Genomic DNA, 13,032 nt, shown 5'->3' on the forward strand with positions numbered 1-13,032 from the left:
TACCTGGACTGAGTATAAGCCGTTGGGGTCTGATTATTAATATTTGTAACTGGGCGGCCGCTGTTGTCCAGAGCCGTAGATTTAAGCCGCCCTATGTGCTAAACGATAACATGGCCACAGATCAGTCCGAGGGGGCGAGCCTGCATGTGCCACCGCTGGAGAATACAGCGTTTTTCTCCATTGAGGACGACGACGGCTACGTCCGTATTGAACAGTCACTGGGGAACCAGGTCCTGTACACGCCCAATGAGGCGCGGGACATCGCCGAAGCCATTCTCGACGCTGTTGACGAGGCTGTCGAAGAAGAGTAACCCATCGCCATCCGTCGGCCCTGTTTTGCTGGAAGGCGAGATGGTTTGAACAAGGGAGGTCCAGCGTCAGGTATGACAGATGCAAGCCACCGGGCGGCGGTCGCCGAGCGAGCGGCCCGCGCTGGCGGTGTCGTTGCTCGGGAGCAGTTCCGGGGCGACCTCAGTGTCGAGTCGAAGGCCAACAAAAACGATCTCGTCACGGAGACGGACCGTGACGCCCAGCGGCAAGTCGTCGCCACGATTCGAGCGGAGTTCTCCCGTGACCGGTTCCTCTGTGAGGAGGACCTCTCAACGTTAGCTGGCCCGGACGTTGACTCCGAGCCTGAAGCGGTCGATAGCATCCCAAATAGCGGCTCTGTGTGGGTCATCGACCCAATCGACGGGACGGCGAACTACGTCCGTGGGATGCGTCTGTGGGGGACGGCCGTCAGCGCAGTTGTCGACGGCGAGCCGGTCGCATCGGTGACCTATCTCCCCTCGTACGGCGATCTCTACGCGGCTGGCCCCGAAAGCGTGACACGAGACGGGACCGAACTGTCGATAAGTGGTCGAACCGACCCGGAGACGTTCGCCGTGGCTCCTGTCGGCTGGTGGGATCGCGACGACAGGGACGAGTTCGGTCGGCTGTGTAGCGCTGTCGGCGACCGCTTCGGCGACATTCGGCGTCTGGGTTCGTTCCAGGCCACGCTGGCACACGTTGCCGACGGGGCGCTCGAAGGGCTCGTTTGCACGCGCCCGATGGCCCCCTGGGACACGCTCGCTGGCGTCCATATGGTCAGACGGGCTGGCGGCACGGTCACTGACCTCGATGGCGAGCCCTGGACCCACGACAGCGATTCCGTCGTCGCCTCCAACGGCGAGGCACACGAGGCCTTCGTGGCGGCCGGCAACGAGGCACTCGCTGAGGATTGAACACAGTTTCGCCATCAAACCGCGCCGCGTCTGGCTCGCGGAAGTCCGCTCCACGCACACGGGACCGGAACGCTAAAACCGCCTGCCACCGGTCACTCGGCCATGGAAACGTTCGAGCGAGCCGTCGATGAGTACGGGCCCGGCCAGCTCTGGGTGGGCTCTTTCGCTGCCGTCCTCCTCGTCGCGGTCGGAGCCGTTATGGCCGCTCCACAGGCCGTCTGGGATCGGTTCCTCTGGCAGTACTTCTGGGGGCCAGTGTACGCGGACGCCAAGGCGGCCAGCTGTGCCGAGATGACTGCATCCGGGCCACAACCGCTGTACGATGGCTGTAGGGCGGCTATTCAGGAGGGACGGCTCATCGCCGAGCCGGGATACACTATCGTCTCCGAGATCGGCTACATGTTGATTCTGGTGTATATGCTCGTCGGCGTCTACTTCCTCCTCGAGCGACTGGACATCGCCGAGGACCCGAAGCTCTACTTCGCGTTCGTGCCGTTCATGTTGCTCGGCGGCGCGTTGCGGACTGTCGAGGATGCAACCGACCGCGCGGTCGATGCCGGCGTCTCACCTATCGTCGAGTACCCGCTGAGTTCGCTCATCATCAGTCCCGTTATTTACGGCACGGTGTTCCTGCTGACGCTGCTCGTCCTCGTCGTCTGCGTGGACCTCGAACAGCGCGGCATCGTCGACAGCTACTACCGGACGACTGGCGCTGTTGGTAGCATTTTCGTCGCCGTGACGCTACTCTATCTTACGTTTGTCGCGCTCACACGCGAGTACGCGACGCTGTACCCGTCAGTCCTCATCACGACTGTCGCACTGGCATCGGCGCTGTCGTACGGTCTGTACCGCCTGTTCGAGTCCTATCGACCGGCGCTGAACGACGGAACCGGCTATATCGGCTTGCTGGTCATCTGGGGCCACGCCATCGACGGCGTCGCGAACGTCCTGCTGGCTGACTGGCTTGACGCGCTCAACGTCCCGCTGACGTACTACCCGAAACACCCGGCCAACGCATTCATCATTGAAGCCACCGAATCTCTCCAGTCAGCCGGTCTGACTGCTGCTATCGGCACGTCGTGGCCGTTCCTGATTGTCAAGCTCGCTGTCGCCTCGCTGGTCGTCTCGCTGTTCAACCAGGAGTTCATCGACGACAGCCCGCGGTACGCGCTGCTGTTGCTCATCGCCGTTACCGCGGTCGGCCTCGGGCCGGGCACGCGGGACATGCTGCGGGCGACGTTCGGCATCTGAATACGGACTGTCCGGTATCTGACTCTCGCTCGTCGGCTGTTGCTACGGGAACGGATGATGCTCCCTGTCGAGCCGCGGCTCGAAGCCCAGGTCAGCAGGCACGGCTTCGGCCCGCTCGCCGAAGAACGAATCACCGAAGAACAGCGGCTGTGCCGACGGACAGACGACACGGACGGCCTCGAACCCGAGCTGTTCGAGGTCGCGCGTCGTCAGCCGCGCTCCGTAGGGCGTGAGTCCCGCGTCAGCTGCCCGGTCACACAACGTCTCTAGCTCCGCCTCGCCGGAGAGGTCTGCGTCCGGGCCGAGCGAGTCCAGCGGGACCGCCGTCTCGGTGGCCGTCAGGTCGGCCCCCTCGCCGGGTGATTCGGCGTAGCGCCCGATTGCACCCTGTGCGTCCATGGCCGCCTCGGGACCCATGCTGTCGAGTTCCATCCAGTTCTGGAGCGCCTCTTCCAGCGCACCGACGGCGGCCGTACCCGGGTCCAGATCCGCATCGGTGCCGAGTGCGAAGCGAGGCCACTCGTCCTGTTCCAGTGCGACGGTGATGACCGGCACGTCCACGTCCTGTGTCAGTAACAGCGCCGTCACCTCGAGCCCCTCGGACGCCGCGCGACGCCGGAGCGTGTCGTACCGCTCGTGGTCGTCGACGGCAACTCGAAGCGGCTCGAACGTCGAGTACCACGACAGCATCGCGGCGTCGCGCTCGATGACCTCGTAGAGCCCGGTCAGCAGCGCCTCGGTGACGGTGTTTCCGAGCCCGAGCCCGGTCGTCGTTGCCGGTCTAACCACGTTCGATGGCGGCGGATAGTGGACGGTCTCGGCGGGAAGCGACCGCCGTTCGTCGGTCAGCAGATTTTCGGCCGGGACCCAGGGAAGCGCCGTCGAGTCGTCCCATTCGGCCTCGTCCCTGACGAACGCGTCGGGTGCGACGGCATCCGGAACATCGACGACCGTCCCGTGCCGCAGATTCCTTTCTCGGTAGACCCCGGCCGCGTACCGCTCGTAGTTCTCGCCCAGCGCTTTCATGAACGCCGTGTCCCAGTCGATGGCAACACCGGCGGCCTTGGCGGCGGCCGATACGTCGCTGAAACCGGCAGTCTCGGCGAGCGTCGACAGGTAGTACGGGGCGGGGAACGACTCGACTTCGCCGACCTCCGTGGCGATACCGACCCGGTCGTCGAGGCCCAGTTCCGCCCGCGAGAGCGCCTCGCTGTCCGGGGCCGTTCGGCGACCGTCGCCGAGGGTACGGCTCGGCGTCTCACTGCAGTCACAGCCCGGGACGGGGAGGAACCGGCGCTGCGTATGTGGGAGTTCCGTAACTGTCCCGAAGAGGGCAGTGTCGCCGTCGAGAAACTGGGTTACCAGTCGGCCCGCCAGCGCTCCCGTGAATCGTTGCGTGGCCGCCGCCGGGGCTTCTGTGATCTCCTCGGTCTCGTCGACCGTCGCCTCGACCCGAGTCCGCAGACAGTCGAAACAGCCCGTTTCGGGTCCGAAGCCGCTGATCGCGGCGTCAGTCACCGGGACGCCGCCGACGCCGCCCAGTTCGACGGCGACCCACGGGACGTCATCGCCTTTCGCTCGGTCGTTCCACGCCGCAAACGTCTCTGACCCGACAGTATCGACGACGACGGCGAGGTCGCCACTACTGTTCGCCGGTGTCGACGGCTGTGCTACTGTAACGTCGATATCAGCGAGAAACGCAGTGAGTGCGTCGACGGCCGGTCCACGCCCGACGACTTCGACAGTTTGCATGCCGAACCCCTCGCGGTGGAGCGGGAAAAACCTACGCGGCGAGGATCGACTGAGCCACGGAGGCCAGCTCGTCCGGCTCGGCGTCTTTGAGCCGGTCGTCACCGAGCATCAGGCGGAGCCGCGGTCGGCCCACGTCGATCGGGACCTTCTCCGTGTCGATGAGGTTCATGTCTTCGAGCTTCGTCTTCGTCCGCGAGAACGTCGCCTTGCTCGCCAGTCCGACGTCTTCGCCCCATTTGCTGATGTCGTACAGCAGTTCGCCGTTCCGTGCGGCCACGAGCAGGCTGATGGTGACCTCGTCGAGACCGTCGCCGTCGCCACGAGCCGTCGACAGAGAGCTGAGAACGTCGTTGAAGTCCGACGCGGTTTCCGGGCCGATGTCGGCTTCCAGCGTGCTCTGGACGCGGTTGAGCGGCGGCGTCCGGAGCGAGTACTCGTCGGCGTCTTCCCAGGTCGAGCCGTAGTAGTCGTAGGCGTTGTCGACGAACGCCGCGTCGTCGGTCCCGAGACCGCCGACCGTGTCGCTGATGGTGACGAGTGCGTACACCGTATCGACAGTTACCGCGACCGAGTGGTTCGGCACGTCGTCGAGCAGTCGCATCGTGAGCCGCTCCTCGTCGATGAGGTCGGCCGCGGTGCTCGCAACGAGGAAGTCGTCCATGACGTCTTTCAGTGCGCGCTCGTCGGCGAGCAGCCGAACTTCGGGAGCGCCCGAATCCGCGTCCAGTGTCGATACAAGCTCAGAGATGGTCCGCCGCGACGGGTTCACGACGTACACCGGCTCGTCAGTTGCCCCAAACACCGTGGTCAACATAGACCCAACGTCGTCTTGCAGGAGATTTTCAGTCATTGTCCCTTCCAAGTATATAGTGTATTATTATATTTAATTTTACCGGCCATACTGTGTTGATTTCGCCAACAATCCGACAACACCCACCGATGAGAGGCGATAAAATATTGGTCAACTGTCCTAAGCAGAAGCCGTTCGTCTCACGGACTGAACCATCTGTTCTGCTCGTCGTCGTCACGCGAATTCGCTCGAATCAGTGGTTACTGTCACTGTCTCCTACCCGCCGGAAGCCACGACTGGAGCACAGTATCAAATCTGTACCTGAGTGCGTACGGAGAGTGTCGCATCAATACGGCTCCTCGGGTGGCCGGTTCGAAAATAGATGACGGCCGTCTCGGCTTCCGTCACGGAGTCTGACAGCTTCGCGCTCGTCAGAAGTCCGTCCGGAGACGCGCAGCGAGGTCGTCGGACCAGTGAAACTCCCCGTCGAAGATGACGGGCAGTGAGGTCTGGCCCAGCGCGTCGGCCAACTCCGTAGCGCCGAGCGAGTGGCTCGTCTGTTCGCCGTTCAGCGCGGCGCTGTCGTCGAACGGCAGGCGGTAGCTCTCACCGGGCCGTTCCGGGGACACGACCGTACACTGGACGTCGAATCCCGTTTCCCCTTTGGAGACCCAGACGACCGCGGGGTGTGCGGGATTGGGAACGATAGAGTAGGTCCCGTCGCCGACGACCGCGTAGTCCTTGCACATCATTATCCGTCGGCGAGCGAGTTCCAGCGCTCGCTGAATGCTGAATCCGTTACTGAGCAGGCGCGCGAAGGCGGTCCCGACCAGGGCGGCGTGTTTGTCCAGCACGTCGGTAAGTGTCACCGCACCGGCGACCGCGCCCTGTTTGACGAGGTCAAGCCCTTCGTCATAGGAGCCACAGGCGTTCAGGAAGAACGTCTGCGTTCGGGCTTCCGACAGCGACGACAGCGCCAGATTGCCGTCGGGACAGCGCAGTCCCTCCTCGTCGCAGTGGCCGATGAAGTGGACGAAATCGGCCGGCTGTTCGAACACGTCGGCCAGTTCGTTGACCGACAGCAGTTCGCTGACCTGGACGTCCATCGGCAGGTCCGCGGCCCGGTATATCTCTGTGACTTCCGTGTGTTCGCCGGCCATCTCCTCGTCGTTGAGGACGACCGCGACCCGTTGGCTGTCGGCATCCCGGTTCTGACTCCGGTAGCGGTTCACGTACGCCTCCGCCGGCGTTTTACAGGCGTCTATCGGGTTCCCCGGAGCGAGCCACGAGTGCAGTTGGCCCTCGCGTAGGTTCGGCTCGATGACCGGTGGGCGCTCGGCCGAACCGCGGCTCAGATACGAATCCGACAGCGTCCTGTCGAGAAGCTCATCCTGGTCGAGCCGGGAGCTGTCCGGCAGGTAGATGAGACTGAGTCGGTCGAGCAGGAACGGCAGGCATCGGACCCGTTCCGGTTCGGGTGAGACGTACGTCGAGAGTGGCCACTCCGGCAGAATCGAGTTCACGGCCTCGTCGGAGACATCGATGTACCGCTCGAGCCGTCCAGCCGGCGACAGCGACCGAACTGTGTCCGGGTCGAGCGAGAGCGCGGACGTGATACGAGCGCCACTCTCGGCTGGATCGACGCGTCTGACCAGACAGTCGAGGTAGAACACCTTCCGGAGCAGCGCCGCGACGCCGGCCTGTAGCGACGGCCACGCGTCGAAAGAGCGGTGTACCGACGTGCCGTCGGCCGTCAACAGTGCTGCATCCCGTGACTCGACTACCACTTCGGCCCCGAGATAGTACGCCAGCGGGGCGCTGACGAGCAGTTCCGCCTCGCACTCCGGAACACGGAGCGTGATGCCAGTCTCCGGACGGTTCTGCCGAACCGGTTCGGGAATACGGGTCGTCTCGCCGGTCGTGACTATCGGCGGATGGCCGCGGAGTTCCGGATGTGAGCGGGACGGCTGCATCGTATGATGGGCCCCACTCAGATGGGTAATCGCCGTTGCGAGTCCGGCAGGTGTCGCGGGGACCTGCAGATGCGGCCGCTCCGCGCTCGTCTCCCAGACGAACCCGACGGTAATACTCGTCGGCTCTTGGAAACCGAGGACAGAGGTAATGCCGGCCGAGTGGAGCGACGCCGGCCCGTCGAAGCGGACGTGGATCCGAATGTCGTCAACGACGCCCAACGGCGACCCTCGGTCGCTATCCGCAGCACGGGCCTCCATCGTCAGCAGGTACTCCCCCTCCTCTAGGGTCGTCGGTGAATCAACTGCTCCAGTATTCGTGTCAGTAGCGACTCGGGTTACCGTGGCATCCACCGCCGGCAGTGCTAACTCGGTGACGGACCCGCTGTAGCAGTCGTCGACACGATGTGGTAACTGTTCGCCGTCCGTAACTTCTCGATCGTGTAACTGGCGCACCAGTGCGCTCGGGTCGACCGTTTCTCCATCCCACTCCGGCGTGTTACTGCTGTTCCGGTCCACCCGCTCGCCTGCCACCCCCCAGGTGACCATGCATAGACATGTGGAACGTCATCTGATATATACGTACGGGTGTCAGGATGTCGTCTCCCCAACTGTACCCGCGGCACCGGACAATGTGTGATAACATAGCACATACGTGGCCCAAAGGGTAGATTATTGTCGTATCGGTCCTGACTCGGATACATGAGCTACGAAACCGTACGGGAAGCGGACCCGGCAGTCGCAGACGCCCTGGAGGGCGAACGAGGCCGGCAGAACGACACGCTGGCGATGATCGCCAGTGAGAACCACGTCAGCGAGGCTGTGATGGAGGCACAGAGCTCCGAACTGACGAACAAGTACGCCGAGGGCTACCCCGGTGAGCGCTACTACGGCGGCTGCGAGTACGCCGACGACGTCGAGGAACTGGCAATCGACCGCGCGAAGGAACTGTGGGGCGCGGACCACGTCAACGTCCAGCCACACTCCGGCTCCCAGGCCAACATGGGCGTCTACCTCGGCGTGCTCGAACCCGGCGACAAGATCCTCTCGCTGGACCTGACGCACGGCGGCCACCTCTCGCACGGCCACCCAGCGAACTTCGCCGGCCAGGTGTACGAGGTCGAACAGTACAAGGTCGACGAGGAAACCGGCTACATCGACTACGAGGGCCTCCACGACCACGCAGAGGAGTTCGAGCCGGACATCATCGTTTCGGGCTACTCCGCGTACCCCCGGGAAGTCGACTTCGAGCGGATTCAGGAAGCCGCCGACGCGGTCGACGCGTACCACCTCGCGGACATCGCCCACATCACCGGCCTCGTCGCCGCTGGCGTCCACGAGTCGCCGGTCGGCGTCGCCGACTTCGTCACCGGCTCGACGCACAAGACCATCCGCGCCGGCCGCGGTGGCATCATCATGTGCGACGAGGAGTACGCCGACGACATCGACAGCGCGGTGTTCCCCGGCTCCCAGGGCGGCCCGCTGATGCACAACGTCGCCGGCAAGGCCGTCGGCTTCGGCGAGGCGCTGGCCCCTGAGTTCGAGCAATACGCCCAGCAGACCGTCGACAACGCCGTCGCCCTCGGTGACCGACTCAAGGAACACGGCCTGGACCTGGTCTCCGGTGGCACGGACAACCACCTCGTGCTCATCGACCTCCGTCCGTCCCATCCGGATACGACTGGCAAGGAAGTCGAGGAAGCGCTCGAAGAGGCCGGCATCGTCCTCAACGCCAACACCGTCCCCGGCGAGACCCGCTCGGCGTTCAACCCCTCGGGCATCCGCGCCGGCACGCCCGCGCTCACCACCCGTGGTTTCGACGAGGACGCCTGCCGCGAGGTCGCCGATCTCATCTACAAGGTCGTCGACGCCCCCCACGACGACGATGTCGTGGCGGAAGTCAGCGACCGCGTGGACGAGATGACCGACGAGTACACGCTGTACGAGTAGCGACAGGCTAGCCCTGGAGCGCGGATTCTGCTGTCCGCCCACTGGCATCCTCCTTTTTGGCATCTCTCTCCGATACGACTGGTATGCCCCGCACAACCCGACGCCGGACGCTCTATGCACTGGGTGCCTCCCTGTCGGTGTTCGCTGGCTGTACGCAGTTCGAGAGCGAGTCAGGGGCGGAAACCGGGCAAAGCGACGGCGGCGCGAGCGAGCCGACAGTGACGGCCACGGCGGCGGAGACAGACGCCGCTACCCCCACAGGCCAGGAGTCGACTGCTGGACAGACCGAAACAGCCACAGAACTCGACCTGCGGGAGGCCAACGTCGTCGGGGTCGAACTCACGGACGAAGGCGACGACTACCGCTTCGACGTAACACTCTATCACGATGACGACGGCGAGGACGGCTACGCGAACTGGTGGCAGGTCGAAACGCTGGCGGGCGACCGACTTGGTCGCCGTGATCTCCGGCACGCTCACTCGACGGCTCCGTTCACCCGGTCGGAGACCATTACTGTTCCCGACGATACGACCTGTGTCGTAGTCCGGGGCCACGACCAGACCCACGGCTACGGCGGCCAGGCGATGACCGTAACTGTCCCGGACGGCGAAACGCGGGCCGTCGAGCAGGGTGCGGAGCGCCAGTCAGTCACCGAATCGGACTGTCCCTGAGCGAGCGCGCGCCTGCCTGTCGCGGCCGGCCGAAATCCGGGACGTTCATACCGCCCCGCGCCGCCGTTGTACCCAATGACAGAGATTATCGACGGCAACGCCGTCGCACAGTCGATTCGGGACGATCTGGTCGCGTCTATCGACCGCCTCGCCGACGCGGGCGAGCGCCCGTCGCTGGCGACGGTCCTGATGTCCGAGGACCCGGCCAGCGAGACCTACGTCTCGATGAAACAGAACGACTGCGAGGAGGTCGGTATCGAGGCAATCGACATCGACATCGACCCCGACGCGGACGCTGCCGAACTGTACGACACTATCGAGGACCTCAATGCCGACGACGACGTCAACGGTATTCTGGTCCAGATGCCGGTCCCCGACCACGTCGAGGACAGGTCGGTCCTACGCGCCATCGACCCGATGAAAGACGTCGACGGCTTCCATCCGGAAAACGTCGGTCGGCTCGTCGCCGGTGACGCACGCTACAAGCCCTGTACGCCACACGGTATCCAGAAGCTCATCGAGAGCGCGGGCGTTGACACCGAGGGCAAGGACGCCGTCGTCGTCGGCCGGTCGGACATCGTCGGCAAACCGATGGCGAACCTGCTCATCCAGAAGGCACCCGGTGGTAATGCGACGACGACGGTGTGTCACTCCCGCACCGAGAACCTCGCCGAGCGGACCCGCAACGCCGACATCCTCGTCGCCGCGGCTGGCGTCCCGGAGATGATCGACGGCGAGATGATACAGGAGGGCGCGACGGTCATCGACGTGGGCATCAACCGCGTCGACGCTGACACCGAGAAGGGCTACGAACTCGTCGGCGACGTGGAGTACGAGAGCGCGAAGGAGGCCGCGGGCGCGATCACGCCGGTTCCCGGCGGCGTCGGCCCGATGACCCGCGCAATGCTCCTGTACAACACGGTGAAAGCGACGGGCCTGCAACACGACATCGACGTCGACCTGCCCTGAATGCCGTCGCTTGCGGATTTTGCGGACCGCGACGTGCACACCCGCCGAGTAACCAGAGAGACTGACACGGCGGGCGTAGACGGCGTCCGCGCCCGTGCTGACCGCGGCCTTCGCTGGGCGGTCGGCGCGCTCGTCACCGACCCGGCGGACCGCCTGCTGTTCGTCTATGAGGACGACATCTGGAAGCTCCCGGGCGGCGGCGTCGAAGCCGGTGAGACGCGCCAGGAAGCAGTGGGCCGTGAGGTACGCGAGGAGACGGGCGTCGAGATTACGGTCGACGAACTGGCCGCCGTCACCGAGGTCACGGTGACCGATGGCGGCCGAGAGGCGACGTTCTTTTTCGGGACCTATCGCGCGACGGCTGACTCCACGGACCTCGCGTCGGACCCCGGACTCGACGGCGAGTCGATAGAGACCGTAGCGTGGCGGGATGCGGTTCCGGAAAACTGTCTGGACGAAACCCTCGTACGGCGGCTCCAGTGACCGCTTAGACCGTGTCGTTCTCGATTCCGGCAAGCCAGTTCTCGGCTCTGACGAAGGCGCTCTCGTCGCCGGTAATGTACGACCCCAGGTCCCGCGCCGCGTGAACGAGACGGTTGGCGTCCGCGGGGTCGACATCGCCGTCCAGCGCCTCGATCCGCTTTCGATGGTCGCGAATCCGTCCGGAGAGCTGTCGTGCAGTCGGATCCGAATTGGCGTCCAGATACGTCCGTACGTCGCGCTGATAGCTATCGACGGCGGCCGCCATCGCCAGGCCGTATGGCACTCGAAGCTCCGACGGGACTGACTCGACAGCCGGACGGTCGCCGTCGTCAGCACCGCCGAGAAGTTCGTAGAAGTACCGCTCCGCCGGGTCGCCGCTGCGCAACTCCCGGGAGAGGTGTGCACCGACGTGCTGGAGTTCGACCGCGGCGACGAACGTCGGGTCGAGCGAGCGAAGCTCGCCCGCGTCGATGAACCCCCGCTTACGTGTGTACTCCCGACAGCGCTCGGCGGCCGCGTCAGCGAGCTCCCGGGTCGGATCCGCGTCGATCCGGCTCCGGACCGGCGTCAGGTCGAGCGTGGCCGGTGCGTCCGTGTGTTCGGTGTGCTCGTCGATGCCGACGCTGTGGATGCTGCCACAGTCCGGACAGGCGATGCTCCCCGTCTCGTAGTACCGCCATCGCGTGCCACAGTCCTGGCACTCGCGCTCCCCGCGGACTTTCATATGTGATGCTGAGAGGCCAGCCCTCAAGATTGTTCCGTGAGGGCTGTCTACGCCAACGTATGCGCTCGGAAGACGAGATCCGCGAGCAGTACGAGTTCCTTGCTGAACAGCTAGACGACGAGGAGATGGATCACGAGCGGGTCCGTATGATGTTCACCCACTACAAGCGGGCACTTGGATGGGTGCTCGAGGAGGAACATATCTAGGTTAGTTACAGCTTACATTCGCTTCTAATTCGATAACTAACATCTGCTGGACGGGGCCGGTACTTTTAAGTTATTCTGCCCCATTCGACCAAGTGACGCTTCGCTTGGAGGGCCGAAGCGTCAGCGGGGACCAATTCAGGGCGGCAAGCGGTCGCGTTTTTCGCGACCGCTTTCCACTTACTTCGCTGCTAACGACCGGATACGAGCGATTGCTGTACATCCGAAAAGGAACCGCTGGACGATACGACGTACTCGATAGACCACTCTGTGTCTGTCGCGTTCTCGGGCCACTCCGGTTCGATTCCGATACTGAGTTACCGTCGCCCCCTCCGGACTCGCGCGCTCGGCGTTCACCTCGAACTCCGCCTGTGATGGCGGCGCGACGTGGCCCCGACCCCTCCCTGCGCTGAGCGTGATCTCAGATCTATCTCCCGGAGAGTCGACCACCGTTCTGAGATATGCTGCGACGGCGCTGTGGTCGAGTCCTTGCTCGCTTTCGAGCAGGACTGTTTCTACCAACCTCTCAGTGCCCTCCAGTGACAAATAATACTGTCGCCATCAGTTTCCGAAGAATGATGATATACTGACTGTATTTACCATTTGAACAAAACGATGACTGAGGGCCTAAATACAGAAAATTCGACACTCTGGACTACCGAAACAACATCAAGTTCTCTGGGCCGATATATTTAACAGTATAGATACTAAATCATTACATAGGAAAACCGATGCACGACTTGACAGGATTCCAGCGTGACCTTCTCTACGTGATCGCTGGCAGGGAAGAGCCCCACGGCTTAGCTATCAAGGAGGAGCTCGAAGCGTACTACGAGAAGGAGATCCATCACGGTCGTCTGTACCCGAACCTCGACACTCTGGTCGACAAGGGACTGGTCGAGAAGGGCCAGCGCGACCGCCGGACCAACTTCTATACGCTTACGCGCCGCGGGCGTCGTGAGATCGACGCCCGCCGCGAATGGGAAGACCAGTACGTCGACCTGTAAGAGTGTCGCACCGCCCCTTGTGCTGAGGCCGTCGTTTCG

The 13,032-nt window shown here is 63.8% G+C and carries 14 protein-coding genes; 9 read left to right on the forward strand and 5 right to left on the reverse strand.

The window, feature by feature from the left end; translation table 11 throughout:
- The first annotated feature begins 110 nt into the window (after positions 1-110).
- The 3 genes from Har1131_RS09645 (at position 111) to Har1131_RS09655 (ending at position 2,474) form a co-directional block, all read left to right on the forward strand.
- Entirely contained in the window at positions 111-311 is a 201-nt protein-coding gene (locus Har1131_RS09645) for a hypothetical protein (protein WP_004518094.1), read from the forward strand.
- 72 nt (positions 312-383) lie between these two features.
- Positions 384-1,223, forward strand: coding sequence for an inositol monophosphatase (locus tag Har1131_RS09650; protein ID WP_151146110.1), 840 nt, complete (start codon positions 384-386; stop codon positions 1,221-1,223).
- 102 nt (positions 1,224-1,325) lie between these two features.
- Entirely contained in the window at positions 1,326-2,474 is a 1,149-nt protein-coding gene (locus tag Har1131_RS09655; protein ID WP_014040450.1) for a DUF63 family protein, read from the forward strand.
- Between the two features lie 42 nt (positions 2,475-2,516).
- Here the strand turns inward: Har1131_RS09655 and Har1131_RS09660 are convergent, their stop codons facing one another.
- The 3 genes from Har1131_RS09660 to Har1131_RS09670 all read right to left on the reverse strand — a co-directional run bounded on the left by Har1131_RS09660 (position 2,517) and on the right by Har1131_RS09670 (position 7,535).
- The gene (locus tag Har1131_RS09660; protein WP_050038117.1) at positions 2,517-4,226 is read right to left on the reverse strand and encodes a YcaO-like family protein; all 1,710 of its coding nucleotides are present in this window, start codon (positions 4,224-4,226) and stop codon (positions 2,517-2,519) included.
- A gap of 31 nt (positions 4,227-4,257) precedes the next feature.
- Positions 4,258-5,076 carry a transcriptional regulator TbsP gene (gene tbsP, locus Har1131_RS09665; protein ID WP_008309020.1) on the reverse strand — a complete coding sequence of 273 codons (819 nt, stop codon included), beginning with the start codon at positions 5,074-5,076 and terminating at the stop codon, positions 4,258-4,260.
- Positions 5,077-5,447: 371 nt separating this feature from the next.
- On the reverse strand, positions 5,448-7,535 hold the full coding sequence (locus Har1131_RS09670; RefSeq protein WP_014040447.1) for a hypothetical protein: 2,088 nt from the start codon (positions 7,533-7,535) through the stop codon (positions 5,448-5,450).
- Between the two features lie 153 nt (positions 7,536-7,688).
- On the opposite strand from Har1131_RS09670, the gene glyA reads away from it, so the two are divergent.
- From glyA to Har1131_RS09690, 4 genes are all read left to right on the forward strand, one after another.
- Positions 7,689-8,936 (forward strand): serine hydroxymethyltransferase, encoded by a 1,248-nt coding sequence (gene glyA, locus Har1131_RS09675; protein WP_050038115.1) that lies wholly within the window; start codon positions 7,689-7,691, stop codon positions 8,934-8,936.
- A gap of 83 nt (positions 8,937-9,019) precedes the next feature.
- Positions 9,020-9,607, forward strand: coding sequence for a hypothetical protein (locus Har1131_RS09680; protein WP_064288114.1), 588 nt, complete (start codon positions 9,020-9,022; stop codon positions 9,605-9,607).
- Between the two features lie 75 nt (positions 9,608-9,682).
- Entirely contained in the window at positions 9,683-10,576 is an 894-nt protein-coding gene (locus Har1131_RS09685) for a bifunctional methylenetetrahydrofolate dehydrogenase/methenyltetrahydrofolate cyclohydrolase (protein WP_151146113.1), read from the forward strand.
- A complete protein-coding gene (locus tag Har1131_RS09690) occupies positions 10,577-11,059 on the forward strand; it encodes an NUDIX hydrolase (RefSeq protein WP_151146121.1) in 483 nt (160 codons plus the stop codon).
- A gap of 4 nt (positions 11,060-11,063) precedes the next feature.
- On the opposite strand, the gene Har1131_RS09695 is transcribed toward Har1131_RS09690, so the two are convergent.
- On the reverse strand, positions 11,064-11,783 hold the full coding sequence (locus Har1131_RS09695; RefSeq protein ID WP_151146123.1) for a TFIIB-type zinc ribbon-containing protein: 720 nt from the start codon (positions 11,781-11,783) through the stop codon (positions 11,064-11,066).
- A gap of 59 nt (positions 11,784-11,842) precedes the next feature.
- Here Har1131_RS09695 and Har1131_RS21740 point away from each other — a divergent pair, with 59 nt between their 5' ends.
- The gene (locus Har1131_RS21740) at positions 11,843-11,989 is read left to right on the forward strand and encodes a hypothetical protein (protein WP_004961170.1); all 147 of its coding nucleotides are present in this window, start codon (positions 11,843-11,845) and stop codon (positions 11,987-11,989) included.
- Positions 11,990-12,166: 177 nt separating this feature from the next.
- Here Har1131_RS21740 and Har1131_RS09700 read toward each other — a convergent pair whose 3' ends face one another.
- Positions 12,167-12,508 (reverse strand): amphi-Trp domain-containing protein, encoded by a 342-nt coding sequence (locus Har1131_RS09700; protein ID WP_191907478.1) that lies wholly within the window; start codon positions 12,506-12,508, stop codon positions 12,167-12,169.
- 209 nt (positions 12,509-12,717) lie between these two features.
- On the opposite strand from Har1131_RS09700, the gene Har1131_RS09705 reads away from it, so the two are divergent.
- Positions 12,718-12,993, forward strand: a complete 276-nt coding sequence (locus tag Har1131_RS09705; RefSeq protein ID WP_004518082.1) for a PadR family transcriptional regulator — start codon at positions 12,718-12,720, stop codon at positions 12,991-12,993.
- The last annotated feature ends 39 nt before the right edge of the window (positions 12,994-13,032 follow it).

Origin of the sequence: Haloarcula sp. CBA1131 (assembly GCF_008728975.1) — an archaeon.
Classification (GTDB): domain Archaea; phylum Halobacteriota; class Halobacteria; order Halobacteriales; family Haloarculaceae; genus Haloarcula; species Haloarcula hispanica.